The organism is Vibrio sp. 9-16B-A1, from assembly GCF_056726165.1.
In genome coordinates, this window is the sequence record NZ_JBSDZD010000003.1 from 310,699 (window position 1) to 336,637 (window position 25,939).

Annotated in this window: 25 protein-coding genes; 11 read left to right on the top strand and 14 right to left on the bottom strand. The window is 52.0% G+C overall.

The features are described from left to right. Positions 1-8 precede the first annotated feature (8 nt). Entirely contained in the window at positions 9-710 is a 702-nt protein-coding gene (locus tag ACVB80_RS07445) for a DsbA family protein (RefSeq protein WP_481080647.1), read from the top strand. A 145-nt stretch (positions 711-855) separates the two neighbouring features. Then, positions 856-1,503 (top strand): class I SAM-dependent methyltransferase, encoded by a 648-nt coding sequence (locus ACVB80_RS07450; RefSeq protein ID WP_481080648.1) that lies wholly within the window; start codon positions 856-858, stop codon positions 1,501-1,503. 35 nt (positions 1,504-1,538) lie between these two features. Here ACVB80_RS07450 and ACVB80_RS07455 read toward each other — a convergent pair whose 3' ends face one another. The 3 genes from ACVB80_RS07455 to ACVB80_RS07465 form a co-directional block, all read right to left on the bottom strand. After that, on the bottom strand, positions 1,539-2,195 hold the full coding sequence (locus tag ACVB80_RS07455; protein ID WP_481080649.1) for a Qnr family pentapeptide repeat protein: 657 nt from the start codon (positions 2,193-2,195) through the stop codon (positions 1,539-1,541). 109 nt (positions 2,196-2,304) lie between these two features. Then, entirely contained in the window at positions 2,305-2,508 is a 204-nt protein-coding gene (locus ACVB80_RS07460; RefSeq protein WP_481080650.1) for a hypothetical protein, read from the bottom strand. After that, a complete protein-coding gene (locus ACVB80_RS07465) occupies positions 2,505-2,654 on the bottom strand; it encodes a hypothetical protein (protein ID WP_481080651.1) in 150 nt (49 codons plus the stop codon). The genes ACVB80_RS07460 and ACVB80_RS07465 overlap by 4 nt, the downstream gene beginning before the upstream one ends. A 200-nt stretch (positions 2,655-2,854) precedes the next feature. Between ACVB80_RS07465 and ACVB80_RS07470 the strand changes: the two genes are divergently transcribed. Beyond that, positions 2,855-3,391 carry an outer membrane beta-barrel protein gene (locus tag ACVB80_RS07470; protein ID WP_481080652.1) on the top strand — a complete coding sequence of 179 codons (537 nt, stop codon included), beginning with the start codon at positions 2,855-2,857 and terminating at the stop codon, positions 3,389-3,391. A gap of 92 nt (positions 3,392-3,483) precedes the next feature. Here ACVB80_RS07470 and ACVB80_RS07475 read toward each other — a convergent pair whose 3' ends face one another. From ACVB80_RS07475 to ACVB80_RS07495, 5 genes are all read right to left on the bottom strand, one after another. Continuing rightward, the gene (locus ACVB80_RS07475) at positions 3,484-4,071 is read right to left on the bottom strand and encodes an outer membrane protein (protein WP_481080653.1); all 588 of its coding nucleotides are present in this window, start codon (positions 4,069-4,071) and stop codon (positions 3,484-3,486) included. 91 nt (positions 4,072-4,162) lie between these two features. Continuing rightward, a complete protein-coding gene (locus tag ACVB80_RS07480) occupies positions 4,163-6,445 on the bottom strand; it encodes a glycoside hydrolase (RefSeq protein ID WP_481080654.1) in 2,283 nt (760 codons plus the stop codon). A gap of 47 nt (positions 6,446-6,492) precedes the next feature. Further along, positions 6,493-7,302: a DUF2861 family protein gene (locus ACVB80_RS07485; RefSeq protein ID WP_481080655.1), complete on the bottom strand. Its 810-nt coding sequence runs from the start codon at positions 7,300-7,302 to the stop codon at positions 6,493-6,495. Beyond that, positions 7,299-7,946, bottom strand: coding sequence for a response regulator transcription factor (locus tag ACVB80_RS07490; protein ID WP_481080656.1), 648 nt, complete (start codon positions 7,944-7,946; stop codon positions 7,299-7,301). The genes ACVB80_RS07485 and ACVB80_RS07490 overlap by 4 nt, the downstream gene beginning before the upstream one ends. Next, entirely contained in the window at positions 7,943-9,283 is a 1,341-nt protein-coding gene (locus tag ACVB80_RS07495) for an ATP-binding protein (protein ID WP_481080657.1), read from the bottom strand. The genes ACVB80_RS07490 and ACVB80_RS07495 overlap by 4 nt, the downstream gene beginning before the upstream one ends. Positions 9,284-9,617: 334 nt before the next feature. Between ACVB80_RS07495 and ACVB80_RS07500 the strand changes: the two genes are divergently transcribed. The 3 genes from ACVB80_RS07500 to ACVB80_RS07510 are packed head-to-tail and all read left to right on the top strand — an operon-like array spanning position 9,618 to position 11,397. Continuing rightward, the gene (locus ACVB80_RS07500; RefSeq protein ID WP_481080658.1) at positions 9,618-10,595 is read left to right on the top strand and encodes a permease; all 978 of its coding nucleotides are present in this window, start codon (positions 9,618-9,620) and stop codon (positions 10,593-10,595) included. Between the two features lie 14 nt (positions 10,596-10,609). Further along, positions 10,610-10,846 carry a thioredoxin family protein gene (locus tag ACVB80_RS07505; RefSeq protein ID WP_481080659.1) on the top strand — a complete coding sequence of 79 codons (237 nt, stop codon included), beginning with the start codon at positions 10,610-10,612 and terminating at the stop codon, positions 10,844-10,846. Beyond that, a complete protein-coding gene (locus ACVB80_RS07510) occupies positions 10,846-11,397 on the top strand; it encodes a sigma-70 family RNA polymerase sigma factor (RefSeq protein WP_481080660.1) in 552 nt (183 codons plus the stop codon). Before ACVB80_RS07505 ends, ACVB80_RS07510 begins: the two co-directional genes overlap by 1 nt. On the opposite strand, the gene ACVB80_RS07515 is transcribed toward ACVB80_RS07510, so the two are convergent. Beyond that, a complete protein-coding gene (locus ACVB80_RS07515; RefSeq protein WP_481080661.1) occupies positions 11,394-13,136 on the bottom strand; it encodes a glycoside hydrolase family 36 protein in 1,743 nt (580 codons plus the stop codon). The two genes, ACVB80_RS07510 and ACVB80_RS07515, sit on opposite strands and share 4 nt — an antisense overlap. 488 nt (positions 13,137-13,624) lie before the next feature. On the opposite strand from ACVB80_RS07515, the gene ACVB80_RS07520 reads away from it, so the two are divergent. Together ACVB80_RS07520 and ACVB80_RS07525 are read left to right on the top strand one after the other, a co-directional pair. Then, positions 13,625-13,762, top strand: a complete 138-nt coding sequence (locus tag ACVB80_RS07520; RefSeq protein WP_481080662.1) for a hypothetical protein — start codon at positions 13,625-13,627, stop codon at positions 13,760-13,762. 616 nt (positions 13,763-14,378) lie between these two features. Continuing rightward, on the top strand, positions 14,379-14,618 hold the full coding sequence (locus tag ACVB80_RS07525; RefSeq protein ID WP_481080663.1) for a hypothetical protein: 240 nt from the start codon (positions 14,379-14,381) through the stop codon (positions 14,616-14,618). 5 nt (positions 14,619-14,623) lie between these two features. On the opposite strand, the gene ACVB80_RS07530 is transcribed toward ACVB80_RS07525, so the two are convergent. From ACVB80_RS07530 to ACVB80_RS07540, 3 genes are all read right to left on the bottom strand, one after another. Further along, entirely contained in the window at positions 14,624-16,198 is a 1,575-nt protein-coding gene (locus tag ACVB80_RS07530) for an ABC transporter substrate-binding protein (protein WP_481080664.1), read from the bottom strand. 573 nt (positions 16,199-16,771) lie between these two features. Next, the gene (locus ACVB80_RS07535; protein ID WP_481080665.1) at positions 16,772-17,476 is read right to left on the bottom strand and encodes a DUF445 domain-containing protein; all 705 of its coding nucleotides are present in this window, start codon (positions 17,474-17,476) and stop codon (positions 16,772-16,774) included. Between the two features lie 80 nt (positions 17,477-17,556). After that, positions 17,557-18,084: a hypothetical protein gene (locus tag ACVB80_RS07540; RefSeq protein WP_481080666.1), complete on the bottom strand. Its 528-nt coding sequence runs from the start codon at positions 18,082-18,084 to the stop codon at positions 17,557-17,559. 266 nt (positions 18,085-18,350) lie between these two features. On the opposite strand from ACVB80_RS07540, the gene phnR reads away from it, so the two are divergent. The 3 genes from phnR (at position 18,351) to ACVB80_RS07555 (ending at position 23,605) form a co-directional block, all read left to right on the top strand. Then, positions 18,351-19,052 (top strand): phosphonate utilization transcriptional regulator PhnR, encoded by a 702-nt coding sequence (gene phnR, locus ACVB80_RS07545; protein ID WP_481080667.1) that lies wholly within the window; start codon positions 18,351-18,353, stop codon positions 19,050-19,052. Positions 19,053-19,190: 138 nt separating this feature from the next. Then, positions 19,191-20,363 carry an MFS transporter gene (locus tag ACVB80_RS07550; protein WP_481080668.1) on the top strand — a complete coding sequence of 391 codons (1,173 nt, stop codon included), beginning with the start codon at positions 19,191-19,193 and terminating at the stop codon, positions 20,361-20,363. 107 nt (positions 20,364-20,470) lie between these two features. Continuing rightward, on the top strand, positions 20,471-23,605 hold the full coding sequence (locus tag ACVB80_RS07555; protein ID WP_481080669.1) for an HD domain-containing phosphohydrolase: 3,135 nt from the start codon (positions 20,471-20,473) through the stop codon (positions 23,603-23,605). A 1,119-nt stretch (positions 23,606-24,724) separates the two neighbouring features. Here ACVB80_RS07555 and ACVB80_RS07560 read toward each other — a convergent pair. Together ACVB80_RS07560 and ACVB80_RS07565 are read right to left on the bottom strand one after the other, a co-directional pair. After that, a complete protein-coding gene (locus ACVB80_RS07560) occupies positions 24,725-24,952 on the bottom strand; it encodes a hypothetical protein (protein ID WP_481080670.1) in 228 nt (75 codons plus the stop codon). A 269-nt stretch (positions 24,953-25,221) separates the two neighbouring features. Continuing rightward, positions 25,222-25,449 carry a hypothetical protein gene (locus ACVB80_RS07565; RefSeq protein WP_481080671.1) on the bottom strand — a complete coding sequence of 76 codons (228 nt, stop codon included), beginning with the start codon at positions 25,447-25,449 and terminating at the stop codon, positions 25,222-25,224. Positions 25,450-25,939 lie beyond the last annotated feature (490 nt).

The window sequence follows — 25,939 nt, forward strand, 5'->3', positions numbered from 1 at the left end:
GAAATCTTATGTTTAAAAAACTACTTGTTGTACTTACCACCTGTATCACTCTGGTAACAGGTAATGTCTGGGCTGCGGCGGATCAGGGTAAGATCGATGACATCGTTGCAATGCTGAAAAACAACCCTCAGCTGGTCGATGATCTTCACCAGAGCCTGCAGTTATACCTGCAACAAAAACAGAAGTTCAGTCAGCTGCTTGAAGCAAGCCAGGATTACATCAATGATCCGCGTCATACCACCATGGGTGCAGAAAAGGCGGAACTGACTCTGATCAATATGACCGACTACAGCTGCCCATACTGTAAGAAACTCGACGGCGAACTGGAGAAGCTGGTGAAAGCTTACCCTCAGATCAAGGTGGTGAATCTCTATCTGCCGCTGAAAGAGCACGGGCAGGAAGTGAATTCGGCGTCGTACGCGCTGAATGTATGGCAGCACGATAAGAAAGACTACGCTCAAGTGCACGATCTGCTGGTGAAAAAGCCAGGCGCGCACAATACCGCGTCTCTGGAAAAGATCGCTGAAGTAACTGGTACAAAGGAGTACCTGAAAGCGGATAAGGAAGTGCAGGGCCTTATCAGCAATAACTACAGTCTGTTCACCAACCTTGGCCTGCGTGGCACGCCAGCACTTATCATTGGCGAGGAAGTGATCCCGGGTTACGTGCCGTTTGAGCAACTGGAGCAGGTGGTGAAAGCTCAGCTGTAACTGTTTGTTTTAAGATGAAAAAGCCTCCTTTGCAGGAGGCTTTTTAGTATGCGCTCCAATAGCTTGTTCTAATAATCTGGTAAGATTTGTTGCCATTTCCTTCTGCATTAGACTGCGCGGTTTCCTCTGTTTATGAAGTACAGATATGAGTGATGCTGCTGCCGGTCAGGCTGTTTATACCAAAAAAGTTCTTTCCATCTACGACCTTTGGGTTCTGGGTTTTTCAAACCGTTATCTGTGGAAGTGCCCGACGCCGCTTATCGGCCAGCGCTTTGAGCGTCATGCCACTGATAATCACCTCGACGTGGGCGTGGGTACCGGTTACTACCTGAGAAATCACCTCTCTCCGGGCTGCAAGCGCCTTGGTCTGGTTGACCTGAACCAGAACAGTCTGGATGTGGCGTCTGCTGCGGTGGGAGGTATTACCCCACAGGCATATCAGCGCAATGTTCTGGAGCCTCTGAAGCTTGGCGGGCAAAAATACGATTCGATCAGCGTTAATTACCTTCTCCACTGTCTGCCTGGCAATATTGCGGATAAAGAGGTGGTGTTTGCCAACCTGAAAGAAGAGCTTGCCGAGGGCGGAATCCTGTTTGGCAGTACGATTTTGGGTAAGGGCACAAAACGTAACGGTTTTGCTGACAAGCTGATGCGTCTGTACAACAAGAAAGGCATTTTCTCAAACCTGGACGATGACCTGGCCGCGCTGGAAAGCGCATTGAAAAAACATTTCAGCCAGGTATCGGTAGAGATGTATGGATGCGTGGCGCTGTTTAGCGCGGTGAAGGCGTGATGTGGGCCGCTGCAGTTAAACTGCAGCGGCTGTTTTTATCCAGGCAGTACGATAAGGCCGAGTTTTTCCAGCAATACCGATTGCTGCCAGTCGCATATTTTTACCCCGGTCAGATCCACCCGGCGCGGGTCCAGCCCTTCCAGTTCCGCATTACACAGGTCGCACTCCTGAAAGCTGAACTGACTCCAGCAGTCTGGTGAGAATACGCCCCGGCTCAAATCTGAGCCGCGCAGCGAGGCGCCCTGCAGGTTAGCGCCTATCCAGCGGTTTTCAAACAGGTCGCATTTTTCAAGTGACTGACGCTCAAAGTTTGCGTATGAAAGGTTGCAGCCGGTAATGTAAGCCGAGCAGAAAAAAGTGCGGTGATTGATCCTATTGGAGAAGCTGGCCATGACAAAGCTGGCGCCTTTCAGATCGCATCCGCGCATCTCAATCCCAAAGCAATTTGCGCCTTTGAAATTAGCCATCGACATCTGACACTCCTGGAAACTCGCGTCACGGAGATCGGTATATTCAAAGTGGCAGCCTTCCACTTCGCCGGGTTCGATAAATACACACTGCTCGAAACGGGCATCGCGCAGATCGGCGCGACTGAAGTCACACTGGTAAAACTTACATCGGACAAAGCGATGTTCACTCAGATCGTGATGGGTGAAATCGTGGTGATCATAGATTTTTTCTTCAAAATACACAGGCTTACTCCATTTCGTTACTCGGCAAAGGCTATCACCGGGACCAGAGCAATGCCAGAAAAATAACCTTAAAGAAAACAGTAATTTAAAATGCGCCTAAATCGCCAATTTAAGCCGTCAAAATGGCGCTCTGAGGTGGTTGTTTTTGAAATTTCGCAGAAGCGTAGCCGGAAAAAAGTTTGTCCGCTCTGCGTGGCTTGGCGTGGCTCTCGGCTTTTTTTATCTGGCGCGTCTTTTTTGCCACAGTCAGCATGCTGTTCATCGCGCTGGCTTTTGCTGCAGCCAGCACGATCTTCTTCCGTATTGTTTTCACCACCACTCCTGGAGCAGAAGGGCAATAACCAGCACAAACAGCAGAAGCTGAATGATTTCAAACTGAGGATTCCAGAGCAGGTTCTTTACTTGTTTATCGGTCAGGCTCATGTCTACAGGCTCAATGATTTTGTTGATTTCATCCATAACAGCTTCCGGTATCAGATAGGGCAGGAGGAGCATAACCTTGTGATCAGGTTAAAAAAATTCAAACTTATTGAATGCCGGGTTCAGCATAAGTGAATGGCCTGACATACAGCGACAATAGCATGACAAATAAGTGATGTTTTGCCCCTGACGGGTTCAGTAACCTTGCCCGGTTTATATCAAGTAAAGTCAGGAAAATAATGAAAAAAACAATCATATTTGCAGCAGCATTGCTGGTAAGTTCAGGTGTAATGGCTCAGCAGAATGCAATCGGTATTTCATTGGGGTACGGTGCTCAGTCAATCGAAGTGGAAGGTGAAAATGTCAGCGCCGGAGATTTGATGAGTTTTGGTGCTTATTACCGCCGGATGGTGAATGACCAGATTGGCGTGGAAGGCGGTTGGTATGGTGCGACCGAGGGGATTGTGACCACAGTGGTCAATGGTGTCACTGAAACTGTTAAAGAAGCGGGCTTCTCTGGCCCGCGGGCAGTGTTTTATGGTGAGCTTCCATTGAATGATTACGTAACGCTTTATGGCAAAGCGGGCGCGAACTATTACACCCTGAGTTATAAAATCGACGGGCAGGAACACAGAAAAGGCGCGCTGGGCGGTGAGGCGGCAATAGGCTCAGCGATACGCGTGGGCATGCTCGATTTGCACTGGGAGTACACTTACCTGGCTAACCGTTATATCGGTTCTGGTGTGGTGTCTCTTGGGGCTACTGTTCATTTTTAATTTGCGTTTTTCCGGTTTCGCAAAGCCCTCAGCCTGCACGAATATGTGCTTTAAATGAAAATCAGGCCACCCGTACAGGTGGCCTGATTTGATCAGAACTGGTAACCGGCAGTCAGGAACACGGTGTTACCGCGCAGGCTGTATTCAAAGCCGTTTTGCTCTTCGTAGTATGGGCGGTTCAGGCGGTACTCAGCACCGAACGTCAGATGATCGGTTACGCGAACATTCGCACCGCCGCCCAGGGTGTAGCCAAAACCATTGGCGCTGGCAGATTCCACTTCCATTTGGTCGGTGTGTTTTGTATCGGTGATGCTGTAGATAACGCCCGCTTTGGCATACAGGTTAACCCGATTGCCAAGCTCCAGGTTCATCACACCACCGGCGTTCAGGTTGAGGTTATAAACCGTAAACTTAGTGCCGGTTGGGGCTTTCTTGTCATTCAGTTCATCGTAAGAAAGCCCGCCAAATACACCCAGTTTCAGGGCATCGAAAGCCGTGCTGTCTTCGTAGAGGCGGTTGCCCTCAATAGCAATGCTGGTGCCTTTAACTTCGTTGCTCTGATGGCCGTTGGCAATGGCGCGGGTAGTGGTGGAGCCAACTTTCAGGTCAATATGGCTGATGTCGCCCGGCTGGGCAAAAGCAAGCGCTGGAACGGCCAGCAATAAACAGGCGTATTTCATACTTATCCCGGGAAATGTAAAAAAAACGGCAAGATGTTAGCATGTCAAACAATTGACGAATAATGCCGTTTTTTAATTAACCGGATGAGTTTTATTGACCGCTGTGTTGGCTCACTGCGCGGCTTTGCCAAAGGATAAGCTCTCCGGTGCTGAGTATGCCCATTATCGACCCGGGTTTTATGGTGGCACCATTTGGCAGCTTTTGCGCTTTGGAAGAGAAGTTCGCAATGACCCGGCTGCCGTCACTGAACGTGGTCTGCTGAAGCCAGCCTTCCTTATCCAGCCATTTAAAGCCGGTCAGTGACTTGTCCCACAATTGGCGGTGCAGTGGCATAAATCCATCCTGATAGTGCCGCAGGGCCCTGAGTCTGGGCGCATCGGGTGTTGTTGCTTCATCCCGGCTCAGGTGCACCATGGCCGGAGTGTTATAGAGCATGGCTGTCAGGTCCCGCTCTGTCTGAACATTGCTGAACTTTAAGCTGTCACTGTGCCAGTGGTGGCTGTTGATCACTTCGTCGTGAAATACCGCCTGATAAAGCGGAACACGGAACTGCGGCGAAAACAGCAGCGTTTTATACGGCTCTTTAACCTGTGCGGTTTTAAAGAAGAAATCTGGCTTGTGATCCGGGTACCAGCGTCCGAGAAAATAGGGCGAGCTCCGGTCAGTTTTCATCTCTTTGTCCGTCCAGCCAAAACCGATGCTTTCCATGCCGTGGGCGAATGCAATTCCGCGGGTGGCCAGGGCGTTGCCGTCTTCAGAACCCAGCAGGGTGTGCTTGCTGATGGCATCCATTCTGCGGATAAATGCCCTCAGCATGTCGGACTCAGTCGTGCCGTTACGGTAGTCTTCTCTTGCCATGGCTGTGGCGTCGACATCCAGAAACAGGCTGTTAAAGCGGCCGTACTTCAGAATGTCGTCCACCCGCCGGGTGACATATTCCAGTTCACATGCTGGGTTGAGGTAGAACCCCTTGCCCCGGAAACCGGCTTTCAGGGTGCTGTCTGCTTTGACGATGGCACAGCCTTTACGCATTGGTTCGGGCAGGTGGGCGGTCAGCCAGCTGTCGTTCACACCGGGGGCGATGGCGGTGTTGTAAGAATCGTAGGTACCCACCAGATAACCCTGCGCTTTGGCTTTGTCGACGGCATCTGGCTGATAGAAAGCGGGCATCCAGTTATCCATGCCGAGCCAGAGTTTTGTCAGTCCGGCTTTTTGCATATTGCTGAGCATATCAGGGGTGAGAGCCTGCCCCCACAGCTCTGATGGGATCAGGTATCTCCCGGCGTGTTTCTCAAGCCAGGCTTTTTGTTGCCGGGCAGAATGGTACTGGTCCCGGATGGTGTTGTTGGTCATAGTTGGAGGGGGCACCGGGAACTTACGTTTCAGCTCTGTATTGAGAAGGCTGATAAGCAGTTGTTTATGATACCGGCTGAACCAGTCCTGGCCTTTTTTCAGCTTCGCCAGTTCACGGGCCTCAGCGTCCTGAGGTGAGAAGCGGGTCTGAAACCAGTCTGCCAGCCCCCACCAGTCGCGTACATCCTCTGCAGCGATAACACCGGTTCCAAACAGGTAGACATGGCTGGCACCGATGAGCTTGTTCAGACCCGGATAGGGAGCTTTGTTCAGTGGAGTGGCCAGTCCGTTATCGATTCGCCACTGGCGGAAAGCGTGCGCGCCGGAGAGCGGGGTATCGCCCTGCGAGATCCGGACTTTAAACAGCTGCACTGAGCTGAGGGTTGTGAACTGATACTGAGCAACCATATCTGTTCTGGGTTTGTCAGCAGAAAACATAAGCCGGTTGTTGGTCGCGGTGATGAGCTGGTAGCTGATATAGCGGCCGTTTTGCTCTGTGGTCCAGAACGGTATTTTCAGATCCTGGGTGGTGTTGCTGCCGGAATACTCTTCAGTAAGGTATTTCTTCCATACCGGGTGGTTAGTCGGCACACGCATACCCTCACTGAAAGGCAGGTAAAGGGTTTGGGTCTGTTGCTGTGGCAGGTGAAACCAGTTCAGCGTGACTGGTTTATCCCGTTCCGGTGATGGCCCCTCAGAGGTAAATGTCAGCTCCAGGGCTCCGTCAAAATGGGCCTGCACCCGGATGTTGGAGGGAGAGAGCAGCCAGCGCGCGTTTTGGTCGTTTGGCTGTGTAATCTGTGTGGCCTGCTGAGCTTTGCCTGCAACAGTGAGCTCACCCTGGTTTATCTGCAGGAGCTGCTGGCCGTTTTGCCAGTTTATCTCCATTGACTCTGGGGCCAGCGTGATTTCATCTCCCTGATAAGAGAGAGTGACAGAGGCTGATGCCGGCAGGCTGAGCATCAGCAAAAGCAGTGCGGTTGAGTGCTGTGAGGTTTTGTGCCGTTTAGTTAAGTACATAGTGTTCTCCTTTTGCGCCATTACAAATCAACGGCGCAAAGGAAATGTCACCGGGATGTCTTCGTTAGCGGCACGGCCCTGATTAATGGTGTGGTCAGGCGCTGCTGATATTCGATACGGATCCCTGACTGGTATTCTGCCTGTTCAACGACGGCGCTGAGGCGTTTGGCTTCAGGCGGTGAAATGGGAAACTGCGGACCGGTGATGGGCACTGCAGTGCCGACCATGTGATAGTCCTCATCGAACCACTGCCAGTGAGCGGTGGCTTCTGCGCAGCCCGGGTTGGCCGGCGGGACGTTGAGCCGGATGGTTTGCCTGTCACCAAAGGAGAGCCAGCTGTGCTGATCAAAGCTGCTAATCAGCAGAGGATAGCTGGCCTCACCGGTTTGCAGGGTGTAGAGGCCAGGTTCCGGGGGCGTAAGCAGTTCGCGGCTTTCAAACTCATGCCAGTTGTCATTGCTGACTTTGCCTTCAATCAGGGTGTCGCCCTCATGGTTTTTAAGGCGGACAGAAAGAGGTATTTGTGCCATATCCACCGAGACCCGGATCTGAAATTCCTGACGGGTTGGTGAGGTTTTGCGCATCAGTGTGACCCGGATTTCGGCGGGTTGCTCTTCAGGGGCCAGATGACAGTTTGCGTTTTCAAGCAGCACTTTTTTAACCGGCAGCCACAAAGACTCATCGGGTGTGTGCGTACCCAGCGACTGTACCAGCTCCTGCCATGCCAGTTCATCATGGCCCTCCATCAGCGCGGAGTAACTCGCCTGAAGAGGGGTATGTGTGAACCAGCTTTCAGCACTGGAATGGAATGAGACTGCAGACAGGGCTGCAAGCAGCAGAGCGTGAGTTTTCATCATAGCGGCTCCACCAGACGATATCCGACACCGCGCAGGGTTTCGATATTGAGCGTCGGCAGTTTCTGCCGGAGTTTGAGCACGTGGTTATCTATGGTGCGGGTGGTCGGAAACGACTGATACCCCCAGACCCGGTTCAGCAGTTCATCGCGGTGGAACACCCGTCCCTGGTTTTGCACTAGCAGCTGCAACAGCTGAAACTCTTTGGGTTTGAGTTCTACGGATTCTCCATCCAGGCTCGCCTGGCGCTGTGCAAGGCTGATGGTGATACCACCATAATGAAGCTGGCTCTCTCCAAGGGGACGTAACTGGGCCACGATACGTGCCAGAAGCTCCTGATGAGAGAATGGCTTGGTGACATAATCTTTGGCTCCGGCCATCAGGCCTTCTACCCGTTGTTCTACTTCTACTTTGGCGGTCAGCACTATGACCGGAACGGCCTTGAGCATCAGCCACTCCGGCAGTTTTCTCAGGCTGTCTCCATCGGCGAGCTGGCGGTCGAGGATCACCAGATCTGCGCTGTACCAGTGTTTTTCCACCGGGCCGGTCTCTTTCAGCCAGTGGCACGAGTAGCCGCTTTTATGCAGAAACTGCTGCAGTCCTTCGCCCAGCAGGGCATCGTCTTCAATCAATAAAATCTTGTTCATAACGGTAACTCCAGGATGCAGCGGGTAGGGTGACGTTCAATAATCAGTCTGCCACCCATCTGGTGCATCAGGCGGCTGACAATGTCCAGTCCGACACCCATGTTGGTACTGGTTTGATTTTTTCTCAGCCCTCTCAGCAGGCGTTTAAGCGGAGAGGGAAACTCGCCGGCATCGGTCACTTCGATTCGAAGGGATTGCCCGGTACTGACCCGGACTCTGACCGGTTGCCTGCCATGTTGCAGGGCGTTTTTGACCAGATTACTGAGACAGATCCCCAGCCAGTACCAGGGCAGTTCCAGCTCTTTGTCTTCGTCCAGTTCGTATTCCAGCTGGAACTTCTCCAGCGTGTGGTCGAGAAAATCAGCAATGGCGGCTTCACTGCTCCCGAGACTCTGCTGCTGGCTCAGGTAACCTTTGCTGGTTTCGGTAAGCTGAGCCAGGCGTTGGTGGTCTGCAATCAGCCGCCACAGCGCCTGCTGCCCGTTACCGGACAGGACATCAAACTCATCGCGCAGGGATTCAACACTGAAGCCGAGGCTGGTGACAGGGGTGCGCAGCTCGTGGGTCAGCAGTTCGAGAATATACCGGCGCTCGCGTCCTTCAAGGCGTTTTTGCCATGCCAGCCTTACCAGCAGCCCGGCGATGGTGAGGCCGGCGATAAACAGTGCCAGCCGCAGCCACAGGCTGGTTGAAGGGGCGGCGTTAATGCAGAGATTACTGTAGCGCAGCGAACAGCCCTGATCCTGATTACTGATTTCAAGTTTCAGCATTTGTGCCTGTGGCAACCATTGCGCTTTTGGCAGTTTGTGCCAGCCGGTTTTGCTGCTGAGCCACAGCGTCAGGTCATCGGTGAGATAAGCCCGGTAACCGGAAAGCAGGGCATCGGCGCCTTCCGGGGTTATCTCTGCCAGCAGAAAGTGCAGCGGATGTGATGGCTCAGCCAGAGTAAGCTGGCGGGCCATTGAAGGTGAAAGAACCGCCCCGGGATGAGCGCTGAGATAACGCCACAGATAGCTGCCCCCGGCAGGATGAAGTGCCGGGTGGGTTTGAAACCATTTATCTGACAGTAGCTGCTTTTGGCATAGTGCCAGCTCAAACTCAATGGCGGTCGCGAGACGTGGCTCCGTATCTGATGGGGTAATACACTCCTGACGGGTCTGCCACAGCAGCTGAAGATCCTGCCAGCTGTAGCGGCTGAAATCGGGGTACTGAGCCTGACTTAACAGCCGCTCTTTGGGAAAACGGTCCAGCAGATCCTGCTCTGCGACCGGAGCCGGAGAGCGCGCCAGCGCCCCGTCATACAGGGTTTGCCAGCTCTGGCTCAGTTCCGATGCCACAAGTGGCGCAGAGCATAAGCACAGAAGTGCGGCCGGGATAATTTGTACTGGAAGTCGTCGCATGGCAGTCGCAGGCAAGGCTAAAACCATGAGTTTAGCAGCCCGCGACAGCTGATTGTAATCTGAAGGTAAACAAAATAACCGCCCCTGACTATGCTTCGCTTCTGCGTGGATACTGCTTTTTAAAGCTGTATTCCTCACGCTGAAACAGTGCCAGGTGCCGGGCGGGTCTTATTATTTGCCTTGTTAAGGACCCGAATCAAAAAAACAGAAAAAATGCATCCTTTTGAAACCTGTTGCGTGTTAAGAGTAGAACGACGATTTCGGAGCCTCTATGTTGCAAGTCTTTACCTGGTTGGCGGACTGGCTGACCTACTCGGTTTTTTCCCTTCAGCCCGGCAGTGCGCTGGCGGGCGGGGTGCATTTCTTTATTGAAGATACCAGCAAGATCCTGGTGCTGCTGCTGGTGCTTATTTACATCATCAGTTTTATCCGCGCTGCACTGAACGCTGAACGGGTTCGCGATTATCTGGCGGGACGCCACCGGGGTATTGGCTACTTAATGGGTTCCGTTTTTGGCGCGGTGACGCCGTTTTGTTCGTGCAGCTCTATTCCATTGTTTATGGGGTTTGTCTCGGCCCGGATCCCGGTGGGGATCACCATGTCTTTTCTGATCACCTCACCGCTGATTAACGAAGTGGTGATCATCATGCTCGGCGGTATGCTGGGGCTGAAATTCACCCTCATGTATCTGCTGTGCGGCATTTTACTGGGTGTGCTGGCAGGCGTGGTGATTGATCTGCTGAAAGCTGAGCGCTGGCTGCAGCCGTTTCTGGCCAAAGCTTATCAGGAAGGCCCGGCCATGCAGAGTGCACCAGCTCAGCATCCGTCGCTTGGGTTTGAAGGCCGCCACCAGTTTGCCCGCGATGAAACCCTGGGGATTTTTCGCCGTATCTGGAAATGGGTGCTGATTGGCGTAGGGATTGGCGCTTTTATCCACGGTTATCTGCCGGAAGGCTGGGTGGATCAGAATTTGTCTGCCGGTCAGTGGTGGTCGGTGCCGGTAGCGGCAGCGGCGGCTATTCCCATGTATGTGAACGCCTCCGGGGTGGTTCCGGTGATGGCATCACTGATTGCCAAAGGTGTGCCGCTTGGCACCACGCTGGCGTTTTGTATGGCGGCCGTGGCGGTCAGTCTGCCGGAGTTTATGATGCTTAAGCAGGTGATGCGCCTGCGGTTGCTGGTGCTGGTGGCCGGGTATGTATTTGTCTCAATAACCGTGATCGGTTGGATTTTTAATTGGTTGTTTTAGGAGAAGTTTTGATTATGAAACAGGTTAAGGTATTTGGTTCAGGCTGCGCAAACTGCACAAAAACCGCAGAGATTCTGGTGGATGCGGCAAAGCAACTGGGTGAAGAGGTGGAGCTGATTAAGGTCTCTGAAGCAGAGCAAATCATGCTTGCCGGAATTATGCGCACTCCGGGTGTCGCGGTAGACGGGGTTGTAAAGCACAGTGGTTCGGTTCCTTCACTGGATCAGGCGATAGAGATGTTAAAAGCCTGATGAAGTGTCTGATGGAGGCCTGGCAGCAGCATGAGGCTGCCATTGGCCACTGGCTGATAAAGCAGTGCGGCAGTCGCCAGGAAGCGGAAGATATGATGCAGGAGGTGTTTCTTAAAGCGATGAGAAACAGCCAGCGTTTTTGCTCCCTTGATGACAGTAAGTCATGGCTGTTTAAGATGGTGAAAAACCACTATATCGACACCATTCGCAGACGGGTTGAACTGATGCCGATTGATGACGTGCCTTTGGGCAGGGATGAGTATCAGGAGGAGGGGCGGTATGAGCCGCTGGTCCAGATGCAGCGCTGCCTGCCCAAAATACTGCCCCTGCTGGATACGGCGGAGCGGGAGATCATTGAGCAGTGTGATTTGAATGGTGTGCGCCAGGCGGACTATGCCTGTGCACATGGCATGACTCTGCCCGCGGCCAAATCGCGCCTGCAACGGGCGCGTAAACGGTTAAAGGCCCTGCTGATCAGCCAGTGTCAGGTTGAAATCAGTCAGGGCCGGGTGTGTTGTTTCCGTTCGTCGGATCAGTCTGGCACGCCTTAGCGGTCTGCGGTCAGAATCGCTCTTGCCTGCAGGCCGTCTGGCAGGGTGATCCGCAGGATCTGCATCGGTTCGTCACACAGGCATTTACCACTCCAGAAGTCATACCAAAATACCGGATGGTCTGAGGTCAGGGTATGTTCCTGCTGTGGTTGCCTGTAGTTAAACAGACAGTGCAGATCATTGTGCCCGGTCAGCTTAAGAAACGCATGGTTCAGCGACAGCGAGGTGAATTTTGCCGTACTCTGGTTGTGTTTGTGCCGGGTCAGCAGCTTGCTGAAGCTGGATTTGGCAAAATCGGTGATCTCCGGCAACGGGTCTCCCGACAGCAGCAGGCCGCCACAGGCCAGCAGTGCGGTTCGGTGGAAGTGATAGGCCGGGCGCTCTGTGCCCTGATTGGGCAGTGAAGTGAGCGTGACGCAATCGGGATCGATTTGCCATAGCCCGCGGTGTTGCCAGGCGCGGTAAAATGTTTCTTTGGCGATCTGCTCGAAGCGGTGTGGATTACGTTCCACATCATCAGAAACCCGCATTGCATCCACCAACCCCAGCGACGGCCACATTGGCGCATTACAGCCCAGCAGCCAGGCATCTCCGGCACCTGCAGCAATCGCTTCCATCCCCATCCGGTAGGCCTGTACGCCGGTCACGCCACCTTGGTAACGCACGCCTTTGAGTGTGCCCCAGTAGTTGGCATCCAGCTTAAACAGCTCCACCCCCCACTCTTCACGCATCACCCTGACTGTTTCAGTCAGGTGCGCCTGCACCTCCGGGTGTGAGGTATCCAGAATATACCAGGGCGTACAGCGCCATCCGCCATAGGTGATGTCTTCAGCTTTCAGCAGGGAGCCATCCTGATGGCGGACAAACCAGTCCGGGTGTTGCTGAAAGAGCTGTGACTCCTTCTGCGCGATAAAAGGCGCCATCCAGATAGCGGGCTTTTTGCCTTTGGCTTTAATTGACTGAATCAGCTCTTTAACGCCGCCGGAGAACTTATCGGACGGGGTTAACCAGTCACCCATAAACGCCTGATAGCCATCATCAAGCAGTACCCATTCGAGCGCCTCCATGTCATCCTGCATAGCGGCGACGTTGGCCTGAATGTTCTCTTCGTTTACGTCGGCATAATAGGCATACCAGGAGCACCAGCCCACTGGCGCATCCGCGAGAACACCAGCACGGGGCGGGTGAGAACGGGCGATAATTGCGGTGTACTCTTTATACAGGGCTGAGAGTGAATCTCCACTGAGGACGCAGAAGCTTTCCAGCTCAGGGCTCTCCCACTCCTGCGGCAGGCTGTTTTCGCCATCCAGGTGAATGTGAATGTCGTAACCCAGTGGTGTAGGCGCCAGTTCAAAGTAACCGGCAAAGCGGTGACAGGAAGTAAAACCGAACAGGGTATAGCCGTCGGATTGCTCCAGTACCAGGTAGTTGTAAAAGCGTTTTGGTGCGTCAGTGGCGTAGATACGATAACTGGCATCGTTGTCCGGGCAGCGGCCAATATCGGTCAGGTTTTCCGGCGTACCGGCGGTCTGACACAGCATCTGAAAGCCATCGCCAATGAGGCGGGCGTCATGCTCTGTATCAAAAGGGATTCGGGCGACCAGCGCAGAGTCGCTCAGCGGCTCGTTATGGATTCCCTGAAAGGCCAGTTTGATTTGCCTGTCTTCAAGGTTTGCAGTGATGTCAGGTGAGAGCAGCTCTACCTGCATTTCGTTATCCAGCTGCAGCATCATAATCATTACTCACGGTTATTGTTGTTTTTTTGAATTACAGCACGCTGATAATCCGGTGTCTATTGCGGCGATTGGGCGGGGATCACAGAGCTGAGTTTCCTTTTATCTCTGTCTCGCCGGGGAGGAGCCGGAGTAATCCGGGGGCGCAGAGTTCAGCCCAAAATGGCGCAGAAATGTACGCACCTGTGTACAGAAAGGAAGGGGCGTAGAGAGTTTTGCGTGCTATATCACTTCATGCTGTAATGATAAATCCATGAAAAATAAATGGTTTATTTGCGTTAACAATTGGCTGATATTCCCGCCTAAAATGTGAACTGATTCCACAAATTCAACCTGTCTTTCTAAATGCAACCGGTGTCTTATTGATAATCACCTGCTTAAGGAGTAATCTACGCCCCGTACCTACGCCGATAAAAATATTATTATGGAGGATGATCTCTGTTGAAATAAGGGAGATGATTGCGGCGTCAATTAAACAACCTTGAGGTTCTGTGATGACTATTAATAAATACTATGTATTCGTTCCATCTGTAACTGAAACTGACATCGATCAGGAAAGCCAGATGCAATCAGAAGTAGAAGCTCAACGTCAGGCATTAGTAAAACAAGCCCAGCAACAGGGTGAAGTTTAATACCGGCTCAGCTATTTCGCTGATTTTGGTATATTCAAGGCATAGAAAAAGCACCTTTCAGGGTGCTTTTTTGTTATCTGTTCATCATGTATTAATAAGCTGTAACTAATTTATATATTTCTTATTAGTTAATTGCCGGACAGTGCTTGCGGATGAATTCAATTATATCAGCCTCACTTTGGTTATGGATGAAATGCCCTGTTGGGCAATCAATAGGCTTATTTTGATGTGCGTAAACGTTTGCGTCGGGCTTTTTATAACTTAGGGACGGTTCATGGTGATGGCCTGACATCATCCCAGCCGCCGGAGGTGAGCAGTACTGCGGCAATCATATTCGCCATAATCCGGTGGCCTGAAAGAAGTTACTCACCCTGACACGAAAGAGATTAAACGGATGCTTGTGCTGAACGAAATGCGCTTGTTTACCGGAGCTGAAGGACAACAAGTGGTACTAATTGTTTGATCTGTAGCAAATTCTGTAGGGCCTGCAGCCCTTATCTGACGTGGTTTTGTTAACTGGCGCACATTTTTTACACACGAAATTAATTCCATTGAACGAGTAAGGAATAATTGTGTCAATACAGTGACATTCACTCAAAGTTCAAAGGAAGGGGCTATGCCAAAGGTATATTGTGAAGCGTGTGAGAAGAAGACAGACCACAAAGTGATCATGCGAAAATCGAGACAGCAATGTACGACCCTTCTTGAGAAGATCCAAAATGCCAATCAGCTTATCTTTCAGTTCCTGAGCGGTGAGCATTACTACAAGCTTGAGCGTCAGATGTATTGCCGCGTATGCAACCATCAACACGTGGTTGCAGCACCGCTGGTTTCAGAAGAGCTGCAAAGCGTCTAAAGCATTTATATTGCTGAGGCCTGTTCTGCCGTATTACCTGTGATAAGGGTGTGCGACCAGGCCCGGATACAGTCCCGTCCCGAACGTTTGGCCAGGTAGAGCGCCTGATCGGCCTGGTTGATCACGCTGTCCAGCGAATCAGAGTGATCCCATTCTGCCACACCGTAAGAGGCGGTGATCTGAAAAGTCTGCCCTTTCTTTGAATCAAATGTCATGGCGTTAATATTGTCCCGCAGACGCTGGGCATAGCTGAGCGCCTGAGAAGCAGAAGCCTCAGGAAGCAGGATGATGAACTCCTCTCCGCCAAAACGGGCGCAGATATCGATTTCCCTGGAGTTATCCAGCAGCTGTCTGGCGACCTGCTTAATCACTTTATCCCCGGAGCTGTGGCCGAACTGATCGTTAATGGTCTTAAACAGGTCGATATCGAGCAACACAATGCTGTAGCTGCTTTTTGTTCGTCTGGCGCGGCTCTCTTCCTTGTGGGCGTCCGCACCGAAGCTGCGCCGGTTCAGCAGCCCGGTAAGCGGGTCCAGTGAGGCCAGTATCCGCAGTTGGGCCTCGACCTCTTTACGTCTTTTTACTTCGCGGTGCAGCTTTCGCGTTACCGCCAGCAATATAAGGCAAAGCCCGGCCATAGTGGCGATAGCCAGGCTGAGGAACACGATCCTGTGCCGGGCAATGGCGATTTCCTGCTGCGCTTCATGGTAAACAAATCCGTCGAGGTTGTTGATATCCCTGGCCAGGCCATGGTCGATAAAGATCCGGGCGATGTTTTCTATCCGCTCTTCATTGATATAGCCAATTTCAACCAGTTCAGGACGGATAAGGTTAGTCAGTGACAGCGCTTCGTAACGCAGCTCGTTCAGGGTACGGGTTGAACCCCACTTGTTCCTGATGCTGTTGACCATTTTCTCCGGATTTGCCAGCGCGTAGCGCCAGCCTTTAAGGGTTGCACGGCGAAAAGCCCTGATCAGCCCGGGATTCTTGTCGGCCAGCGCCTGACTGGTAAACAGAAAGTCACTGTAGAAATCAACGTTACCATTAGCCGGGAGCAGACTGTTGAACTTGATACCCTGCGTGGAGAGCAGATAAGGCTCAGTTGACAGGTAGCCACTGAATGCGTCGATATCACCGTTGATCAGAGCCTGAAGCCGATAGTTTTGCGGTATCAGCGTCACGTCATCCTGAGATAAACCGGCATTGTCCAGCAGAGTCAGCAGTTCCGGGGAAGCGCGGCCACCGATTGTCATGATCCGTTTTCCCGCGAGTTCTTTCGCGCTGTCTATACCGGAGGAGGCGAGGGTAAAAATCGCGGAAGGGGAGTATTGCATCATGGCCCCCAATGCCACGACCGGGCGGCCCTGCAGACGGGCCAGGATCAGTTCTCCGTTAGCGATGGCAAAGTCGTAGTCGCCCCGGATGACCTCTTCAACCGGATCGCTCTGAGCGGCGCCGGGAATAAGTTCCACGTTCAAGCCTTCCAGGGCGTAATAGCCCTGATCAACCGCGGCGTAGTACCCGGCGAACTGGAACTGATTCAGCCAGCGCAGGCCGACTTTTACGGTCTGCTGTGCCATAAGTTGGGGGCTGAACAGAAATAAACCGCCGAGGAGCAGACGGGTAACGAGGGAGCAGCAGTTCATGTTGAGCAGTAAGGCCTGTTATTGTGATCTTGGTTCCTTTCCGGTGTATTTTAATCTCCAACCAGTTTATGCGCCATAGTGAATAAGTAAACAGGTCTGATATGCATGCAATTTGCTGCATTATTTGGATTAACTGTGAGCTTTATCACTAAATGGGTGGGTTTGTTGCCGCAGGCAGTCAGGCGATTTTTTAACCTGGTCCGTTTTTTGGTTGTATATTTCGCAAATTGCATTTTCATTCTTCGCATTTTGCAATCAATCAGGTTCATAATGATGAAATAGTAAACGGAAGTGACTGATTTTCGAGTTGAAAAAGTTGGCATGGTGGTTGCATTAATACGAATGACCCTTTTTAAGCCGAGGGTCACCTAGCCAACTGACGTTGTTAGTGAATATTTTGTTCACACTCTTTATCGCCAATCGCGTAATGCGGTTGGCTTTTTTTTGCTTCAAATACAGTAATGCCGGGCACGGGGCCCGGCATTTGTGGGTGTGTTCTGAAATGTATCAGGCGATAAACGAAGAAATCACACCGATAAGACCACCAAAGACACCGCCCCAGACAACCAGCCAGCCCAGATGCGTTTTGATCATGTCCTGAACCATGGTTTTCACCAGTTGTGGCGTCAGCTCGTTTAATCGCTGGTCGATGATGTTCTCAATGTTGTTTTCGATTTCGCTCAGCATGGATGGTTGTTCCAGCTCGTTTTTCAGGGCATCACGTACCGTATCGCTCTGGCTGATTTCAATCACTGACTGCTGCATCTTCTCTACGAATGGTGTTTTAAGCGGCTCCAGGGCTGCGGTACCACCAAACATGGCCAGCATTCCGCCAAACTGAGAGTTGGCGATCACTTCTACCAGGGAGTTAAAGGTGGGTTCAAAGTCTATTTTCTCGATGATTGGCGTCAGGTTCAGCGCCTGGCTGCCGTCCATTTCCTTACTCAGAAAACGGTCGATGTTCTCTTTGGTAAAGAACTGCTCCATCATCAGGGTTTTGATCGCGGTTTTAAACTCTTCAAAACGCGCCGGGATAACGCCCGAACCATACAGGCCTGGTACTTTTTCAAACAACATGTGGACGGCCAGCCAGTTAGTGATGGCACCGGAGAAGGCGAACAGGCCGGCATACAGAGCCAGTTTGCTGGCCGTCAGGTAACCTGCGCCCAGCAAAACAAGGGCAATAAGGTTGGTGATTAAGCTTTTATTCATTACGACAGGGTTCAGGTTGGAAAGAATGGCGGGGATTGTAGGCAAACCTGCCAGGTTTGCCAAGGCGTTCCGGGTTGGTATTACCTGCAGTGCTGTGTCTGAGGGTAGTGGTTAAGCAGGTTGGCCAGGTTGATGGCTTCATGGCAGTTGTTTTTAAAATACAGCCGGGTCACCGTTTCCAGACGGCTTTCCTGGCTTTGTTGCTGATCCAGCCAGATTTGTTGTTCGATGCTGGTTTCCAGCTCGTCCTGGAACGAAGCAGGTGTACCTGGCGGGCGGGTGAATGCCGCAGCGATGGTCTGGTCAAGTATGGCGATAGTACTGCGGTAGGCAGCGTCAAGCCCCTGCAGGTGCAGGTGTTTTACTTTCAGGGGGTGGATCATCCGGCAGGCACTCTGCAACTCTTTAGGTCGCGGGTTAAACTTTACTTTTTCCCACTCTGTGCGTTCAACCGTGGCAAGGTAAAGGCACTCTGCTGCACTGCGGTAGACGTTGGCTTTGGTGCTCATCAGATCGGCTTTGTCCCGGCTGGAAAGTTCTTGTGCCTGGGAGAAAAATGCCGTGGTCAGAAAAAGCAGCATGATGACGTAGTGAAGCTGAGCGGCCATAACTTCCGGGTCTCCTTTTCGAAAATGTGACGCGTATCTGATTCTCGGGCGGGATTTATATCCGGAAATGATTTGAAATGCAACCAATCGTTTTGGGAGCTTATGGGTCTTTTGATTCACCGCAAGTAAGGGTGTTATGCGAGTGCGAGTAGCCGGGAGTTTCCGGACACCAGCCGCTGCTTTTGGCTCCCCTGCCGGGGCATAATGCGGTAAGATTCTGTTAGTTTTAGCAACGAAGTCAGCCCGGTTAATGACAAGGATTGAATGTGCAGTACATAAAAATTAAAGAAGCGATTACAGAGCAGATTGAATCTGGCTACTTAACTCCGGGAAACAAACTGCCATCAGAGCGAAAGCTGGCAGAAACGTTTGATACTACACGGGTCACTCTGCGCGAAGCCCTGTCTTCACTGGAGGCGGAAGGAAAGATTTTCCGTGAAGACCGCCGGGGTTGGTTTATTGCTCCCGGCCCCCTTCGTTATGACCCGGCCAGAGGGCTTAGTTTTAATGCAATGGCTGAAGCCCAGGGACGCAAGCCAAAAACAGAAGTGATTTGTGCAAAAGCGATGCTGGCGAACAAGCAGGCCGCTCAGTTGCTGGAGTTGCCGCCTTTCAGTGATGTTTGCCGGATAGACCGGGTACGTTATCTCGACGACCGCCCGGTAGCTTTTGTGACGAACTACCTGAGGCCTGAGCGTGTTCCCGGATTGGTGGATATCGAACTGACCCAATCGCTGACCGATATTTTGCGGGACGAGTTTGGCGTTGTTTATAAGAAAGTGCGCTACCGGCTGAGTACTTCTTCATTCTCCTGTGATACCGCAGCAGCGCTGAGAGCGACGTCCGGCGCTCCGGCCATGGTGGTGGAGCGGATGAATTATGATGCGCAGGGCACTCTTGTCAGTTGTGATATTGAGTACTGGCGGCATGATTCGATTTGTATTGATTCGGTAGTTGAGCTGGTCTGAATCCGGTATCTGTCCTTGTATCGGATCCCGGGAGAAAGTGGCTGTCTGCAGCACGCCTGGCGGAGTTAATAAACCGATAGCTTTTCTTTGTTCCGAAGCGTATCCTGTTACCAGATTGTTACACGCAGGAATCCCCCAATGCAGCGCAAAGCCTGGCAGACCCCACATAATTTTCTTTTGATCATTTCGGTTGTGGTGCCGATTGCATTTTCCAGCTGGATGGCGCTGTTGAACAACTTCGTGGTCGAGCAGGCCAGTTTTACCGGTGCGGACATCGGCCTGCTTCAGAGCGTGCGGGAGATCCCGGGCTTTCTGGCCTTTACTGCGGTGTTTCTGCTGGTGTTCATCCGCGAGCAGAAGTTTATGATTTTGTCCCTGCTGATGCTTTCGCTCGGTACCGCATTAACCGGCTTTTTCCCGACCCTGTTTGGCCTGCTGGCGACTACGCTGCTGATGTCGACCGGATTCCACTATTTCGAAACCCTTAAGCAATCCCTTTCCCTGCAGTGGCTGACCAAAGACGAAGCGCCTGAATTTCTTGGTAAGATGATTTCAGTTGGCGCACTGGCTTCACTCTGTACTTATGGCGGCCTGTGGGTACTGCTGGAGTTCTGGAACCTGGATTATATCTGGGTTTACCTTTTGACTGGCGGCAGTTCATTTATTGTGATCTGTCTTATCGCGTTCGGCTTTCCCCAGTTTGAGACCCACACGGTGCAAACCAAGAAGCTGGTGCTGCGCAAACGTTACTGGCTCTACTACGCGCTGACGTTTATGAGCGGAGCCCGGCGTCAGATCTTTGTGGTGTTCGCCGGATTTCTTATGGTCGAGAAGTTCGGCTACAGCGCGGCAGATATCACCCTGCTGTTTCTGGTGAACTATGCGTTTAACTGGCTGTTTGCCAAAAAAATTGGCCAGATGATTGGCAAGTTTGGTGAGCGTAAAGCGCTGATATTTGAATATATTGGCTTGTTTATTGTATTTACCGGCTACGCGTTTGTTGAAACAGCAGAGTGGGCTGCAGCGTTGTATATTATTGATCACCTGTTCTTCGCGTTTGCGCTGGCGATCAAAACCTACTTCCAGAAGATTGCTGATCCCGCGGACATGGCCTCCAGTGCCGGTGTTTCTTTTACCATCAATCACATTGCTGCAGTGGTGATACCGGTTCTGTTCGGCATGCTGTGGCTGGTATCTCCTGCAGCGGTTTTCCTTGCCGGCTCGGGTATGGCCATCATCTCTCTGCTGCTTTCAACCATAGTTCCGGCCAAACCGGCGGAAGGTAATGAAGTGAGCTTGCCAGCCTGGTAAAGAGGCTGATGGCGGGTACTAATTTATAGCGCAACTTGTTGAATTAACGAGACGTACTAGACTGATCTTATAGAATAAAAAAAGATGCCTTTTGGGAGGCAGTCAGTATGGCTCGTAATAAAAGAAAGTTTTCCATCCGTTTTACGGTGGGAAGCATGTTCCTGCTCGCAACAACGATCACCGCGTTGTTTGCTATCAGTCTGCAATACTATTTTGGCCGCGCGATGTCCGAGGAGCATGTGCTGGCCAAACTCAGTGTGGCGAGTGCCGGGGTCAGTGAGTATGTGAAAGAACTGCATACCAGTGCTGAAAGCAGTGCGACCCTGCTGCGTAGTGTTTCTGCTATTGCCAAAAACAAACTCAGTGAGACGGAAATCCGCAGTCTGCTGACCCAGGTCCTGCGGGATAATCCGCTGTTCTACAGTATCTACCTCGGCTACGAAAACGAAGACTTCTATCAAATCATCAATCTCGATTCTGCCCCCATTGTGCGAACCAAGATGGAAGCGGGCGACAACGAGCGTTGGGTGGTGATCCGCATCAGTGGTGACAAGTCAGACCGTAAGCGGGAAAACATTTATTACACCGATGATTTTGAGCAGACCCGGATCCAGATTCAGAGCAGTAACTATTTCCCCAGTCAGCGCCCATGGTTTGATGGCGCAACGTCAGAAGCGGTGTTTAAGACCGAGCCTTATCTGTTTAAGCACCTGAAAATTACCGGACAAACCTACTCTATTCGCGGCCAGGCTGCTGTGCTTGGGATTGATATAGTGCTCTCTTCCATCAGCTCTAAGATCACCCCCGAATCAATGGGACTGGCGAATAACGCCGGAGTTGAGTCTTATCTGTTTTCACCTTCCGGGGAAGTGATTGCATCGGGCAGCAGTGGAGCGGATGGGGCCTCGGCATTTACTGTGCCTAAACTGGCTTTTACTTCTGAGCAAAAAGCGCTGCTTGCTTCTACCCGTCCGTTGCTGGTCTCCAATCAGAATGACTGGGAGCCGATAGATTTTTCTGCCGCCGGCCAGCCAATGGGTTATATGGTGGAAGTGCTGAAACTGGTTGGTGAAATGACCGGGCTGAGATTCGAGTTTATTAACGGATTCAGCAGTCAGGAGCTGGTTCAGCGTTTCAGTCAGCTTGAGCTGGATATTTTGTTGTCTGTGCCGGTGATCCATACGCCACTGGGCATGAGCAGCCAGGGCATGCTGTACCAGCCGGTGGCCCGTGCCAGTCTTTCTGCATCCGTTACCAGTAACAACCAGCCGGTTACCGCTGTGATAGCCGGGCGGGGCATTCATCATCTGTTAGATGGTCAGTCGATCAAGCTGGTTGAAGATCTGACCGAAGCTATGGAGCTGCTTCAGGCTGGCATGGTGGATAACATCATGGACTTTCATGCCCCACTGCTTCGCCTTCGTAACCAGTATCCCCAGTTGAATGTCACGCAGGTACCAGAGCTGCCACCGGTGCAGGTTGGGCTGGTAATGCATCAGGCCGACAAATCCCTGCTGGATATTGTTAATCTTGCCCTGCAGGCGATTCCGCCGGAAACCTATAAGAAACTGGCAGATAAGTGGCTGAATAACAGCGCCAAAAAGCACAACCAAATCCCGTATATGGAGCTGATTGAACAGGCACAAAATCAGCCGGGCACTATGGTGACAAGAGACGTGAATGGGGAAGATAAGGTCTTTTATGCCACTTCACTCGGGAGTGAGTTGTTCGCGGTAGTTGTGCCTCAGTCTGTTCTCATGGCGCAGGTGTATCCGAAGCTGGTTCAGTCAGTAACCCTGACGCTGTTTGTGATGCTGCTGTTTATTCCCCTTGCGTGGAAGTTTGGCTCGCCCATCGTGCACCCGGTGACGCTGCTCAGGCGGGAAACCCGTAAGATCAAAGCGCGTCAGTACGATCAGGTCTGCCCGGTCGATACCCGGATCAAAGAGGTGTGGGATTTGTCGGAATCGATGATTGAAATGAGCAAGGAGATACAGCGCTACCAGAAATCTCAGGAAGAGTTCGTTGAATCCTTTATCCGCCTTATCGCACAGGCGATCGATGACAAGTCTCCTTATACTGCCGGTCACTGTAACCGGGTACCGGAGCTGGGCATGATGCTGGCGAAAGCGGCAGAAATGAGTGACCAGGGGCCGTTTAAGGACTTTGAGTTCAACAGTGATGAGGAGCGCCGTGAGTTCAGGATCGCCGCCTGGCTGCATGACTGCGGTAAGATCACAACGCCTGAACATATCGTGGATAAAGGCACCAAGCTGGAGACGATCTATAACCGAATCCACGAAATCCGTACCCGCTTTGAAGTGCTGCTGCGTGATGCGCATATCCGCTACCTCGAAGAGCGTATCAAAGGCGAGCAGCCGGAGCAGATATTGTATGACGCGTTTGAGCAGCGCCAGAGAGAGCTGAAGAAGCAGTTTGCTTTCATTGCAGAAGCCAATATCGGCGGTGAGTTTATGTCTGATGAAGCGGTTGAGGCTATCCAGCAGATCGGTTCCCAGACCTGGACGCGTCACTTCGATGACCGGCTCGGCCTGTCTCCGTTCGAAGAGCTGGCGAAATATGAACGTCCGTTGCCTGCTGAAGAGAAACTGCTCAGCGATAAGCCGGACCATATTGTGCTGCGTGATCATCACAACCTGTACGATCCGAAATTCGGGATCAAAATGGAGACGCCGGAGTATCTGTATAACCGTGGTGAGATTTACAATCTCTGCATCCGACGTGGCACTTTGACTGCGGAAGACAGATATAAAATCAATGAGCACATGCTGAGTGGTATCAAAATCCTGGATGAACTGCCTTTCCCGCCGGAACTGGCGAACGTGCCGCGTTATGCGACGACTCACCACGAGACACTGAAAGGTACGGGCTATCCGAGAAAACTGAGCGCGGAAGACCTGTCTGTTCCCGAGCGTATTCTGGTGATCGCTGATATTTTTGAAGCCCTTACAGCAGCAGACCGGCCATATAAAAAAGCCAAGCGGATCAGTGTGGCCATCGACATTCTTTACAAGATGGCACTCGATGAGCATGTGGATATGGAGCTGTTTAAGCTCTTCCTGGAAAGCGGTACTTACCTTGCGTACGCTGAGCGCTTCCTTCCGCCAGAGCAGATGGATGAGGTGGATATTGAGAAGTACCTTCGTCCATCTGAGCCTGAGGCGGTTGATAAGAGTGAAGTGGAAGAGCAGGTGGATGAGAAGGAGTTGGTGACGCGTTAGGTTTTGGGGCCAGGTTTAGTTTACGGATCGCTTTGTGAGGTCCCGGGTCGGAGCCCGGGATGACGGTGCGTTTTGGTTATTACTTGAATAATAAAAAGAAATTCGTCATTCCGGACGCGTTCCGCTTCACTTACCACCCGCACACAGGCGGGCGCGAGCCGGAACCCCGTGACGCAGGCTGAGAAGCTGAATTATCACCGTTCGCAACATGTTTTCTGTCAGAGAACCAGATGCCAGAGAGGGCAAAACCATCACCAGCCCCCACCGTGTCATCCTGAGCGCGCTCCCGTGAACTTTCCATGCTCTCAGAGGTAAAGCGCGACTCAGGATCTTCTGTCAGCAAGGGCAGAACTCACCTCGCGGCAGCGACTGCACAGAGCTGCAGGCAGCTTTTAAATTTACGGTACTTTGTGAGCAGATCCTGAAATGAATTCAGGATGACATGGGGATGTTGTGCGGGGAGTGGAAAGCAAAACCCCCGAGAGCGTGGAGCGTATGCCTACTTTAATATCGGTGATTTGTTGAGTCTGTAGATCGCTTTATGAGGTTCCGGGTCGGAGCCCGGGATGATGGTGCGTTTTGGCTATTACTTGAATAATAAAAAGAAATTTGTCATTCCGGACGCGTTCCACTGTAATTGCCATCCGCACGCAGGCGGGCGCGAGCCGGAACCCCGTGACGCAGGCTGAGAAGCTGAATTATCACCGTTCGCAACATGTTTTCTGTCAGAGAATCAGATGCGAGAGAGAGCAAAACCATCACCAGCCCCCACCGTGTCATCCTGAGCGCGCTCCCGTGAACTTTCCATGCTCTCAGGGGTAAAGCGCGACTCAGGATCTGCTGTCAGCAAGGGCAGAATTCACCTCGCGGCAGCGACTGCACAGAGCTGCAGGCAGCTTTTAAATTTACGGCATTTTGTGAGTAGATCCTGAAATGAATTCAGGATGACATGGGGGTGTTGTGCGGGGAGGGGAAAGCAAAACCCATGAGAGCATGGAGCGTATGCCGACTTTAATATTGGTGATGTGTAGAGTTTGCTGATCGCTTTATGAGGTCCCGGGTCGGAGCCCGGGATGATGGTGTGCTTTGACTATTACTTGAATAAAAAAAAGAAATTCGTCATTCCGGACGCGTTCCACAGTACTCGCCATCCGCACACAGGCGGGCGCGAGCCGGAATCCCGTGACGCAGGCTGATAAGCTGAATTACCACCGATTTACTGTCAGAAAACCCGATGCCAGAGAGAGCAAAACCATCACCAGCCCCCACCGTGTCATCCTGAGCGCGCTCCCGTGAACTTTCCACGTTCTCAGAGGTAAAGCGCGACTCAGGATCTGCTGTCAGCAAGGGCAGAATTCACCTCGCGGCAGTGACTGCACAGAGCTGCAGGCAGCTTTTAAATTTACGGCATTTTGTGAGTAGATCCTGAAATGAATTCAGGATGACATGGGGGTGTTGTGCGGGGAGGGGAAAGCAAAACCCTTGAGAGCATGGAGCGTATGCCGACTTTAATATTGGTGATGTGTAGAGTTTGCTGATCGCTTTATGAGGTCCCGGGTCGGAGCCCGGGATGATGGTGTGCTTTGACTATTACTTGAATAAAAAAAAGAAATTCGTCATTCCGGACGCGTTCCACAGTACTCGCCATCCGCACGCAGGCGGGCGCGAGCCGGAACCCCGTGACGCGGGCTGAGAAGCTGAATTACCACCGATTTACTGTCAGAAAACCAGATGCCAGAGAGAGCAAAACCATCACCAGCCCCCACCGTGTCATCCTGAGCGCGCTCCCGTGAACTTTCCATGCTCTCAGAGGTAAAGCGCGACTCAGGATCTTCTGTCAGCAAGGGCAAAATTCACCTCGCGGTAGCGACTGCACAGAGCTGCAGGCAGCTTTTAAATATACGGCACTTTGTGAGCAGATCCTGAAATGAATTCAGGATGACATGGGGGTGTTGTGCGGGGAGTGGAAAGTAAAACTCACGAGAGCGTGGAGCGTATGCCGACTTTAATGTCGGTGATTTGTTGAGTTTGCCGATCGCTTTATGAGGTTCCGGGTCGGGGCCCGGAATGACGGTGTGTTTTGCTATTACTTGAATAATAAAAAGAAATTCGTCATTCCGGACGCCTTCTACCTCACTTGCCACCCGCACACAGGCGGGCGCGAGCCGGAACCCCGTGTCACAGGCTGAGAAGCTGAATTATCACCGTTCGCAACATGTTTTCTGTCAGAGAACCAGATGCCAGAGAGAGCAAAACCATCACCAGCCCCCACCGTGTCATCCTGAGCGCGCTCCCGTGAACTTTCCACGTTCTCAGAGGTAAAGCGCGACTCAG

Coding starts and splice junctions, on each gene's coding strand:
- ACVB80_RS07515 (WP_481080661.1), bottom strand. CDS start 13,136: ATGATTATGATGCTGCAGCTGGATAACGAAATGCAGGTAGAGCTGCTC.
- ACVB80_RS07500 (WP_481080658.1), top strand. CDS start 9,618: ATGTTGCAAGTCTTTACCTGGTTGGCGGACTGGCTGACCTACTCGGTT.
- ACVB80_RS07555 (WP_481080669.1), top strand. CDS start 20,471: ATGGCTCGTAATAAAAGAAAGTTTTCCATCCGTTTTACGGTGGGAAGC.
- ACVB80_RS07505 (WP_481080659.1), top strand. CDS start 10,610: ATGAAACAGGTTAAGGTATTTGGTTCAGGCTGCGCAAACTGCACAAAA.
- ACVB80_RS07525 (WP_481080663.1), top strand. CDS start 14,379: ATGCCAAAGGTATATTGTGAAGCGTGTGAGAAGAAGACAGACCACAAA.
- ACVB80_RS07540 (WP_481080666.1), bottom strand. CDS start 18,084: ATGGCCGCTCAGCTTCACTACGTCATCATGCTGCTTTTTCTGACCACG.
- ACVB80_RS07510 (WP_481080660.1), top strand. CDS start 10,846: ATGAAGTGTCTGATGGAGGCCTGGCAGCAGCATGAGGCTGCCATTGGC.
- ACVB80_RS07485 (WP_481080655.1), bottom strand. CDS start 7,302: ATGATGAAAACTCACGCTCTGCTGCTTGCAGCCCTGTCTGCAGTCTCA.
- ACVB80_RS07550 (WP_481080668.1), top strand. CDS start 19,191: ATGCAGCGCAAAGCCTGGCAGACCCCACATAATTTTCTTTTGATCATT.
- ACVB80_RS07530 (WP_481080664.1), bottom strand. CDS start 16,198: ATGGCACAGCAGACCGTAAAAGTCGGCCTGCGCTGGCTGAATCAGTTC.
- ACVB80_RS07445 (WP_481080647.1), top strand. CDS start 9: ATGTTTAAAAAACTACTTGTTGTACTTACCACCTGTATCACTCTGGTA.
- ACVB80_RS07465 (WP_481080651.1), bottom strand. CDS start 2,654: ATGGATGAAATCAACAAAATCATTGAGCCTGTAGACATGAGCCTGACC.
- ACVB80_RS07470 (WP_481080652.1), top strand. CDS start 2,855: ATGAAAAAAACAATCATATTTGCAGCAGCATTGCTGGTAAGTTCAGGT.
- ACVB80_RS07535 (WP_481080665.1), bottom strand. CDS start 17,476: ATGAATAAAAGCTTAATCACCAACCTTATTGCCCTTGTTTTGCTGGGC.
- ACVB80_RS07480 (WP_481080654.1), bottom strand. CDS start 6,445: ATGTACTTAACTAAACGGCACAAAACCTCACAGCACTCAACCGCACTG.
- ACVB80_RS07490 (WP_481080656.1), bottom strand. CDS start 7,946: ATGAACAAGATTTTATTGATTGAAGACGATGCCCTGCTGGGCGAAGGA.
- ACVB80_RS07520 (WP_481080662.1), top strand. CDS start 13,625: ATGACTATTAATAAATACTATGTATTCGTTCCATCTGTAACTGAAACT.
- ACVB80_RS07450 (WP_481080648.1), top strand. CDS start 856: ATGAGTGATGCTGCTGCCGGTCAGGCTGTTTATACCAAAAAAGTTCTT.
- ACVB80_RS07475 (WP_481080653.1), bottom strand. CDS start 4,071: ATGAAATACGCCTGTTTATTGCTGGCCGTTCCAGCGCTTGCTTTTGCC.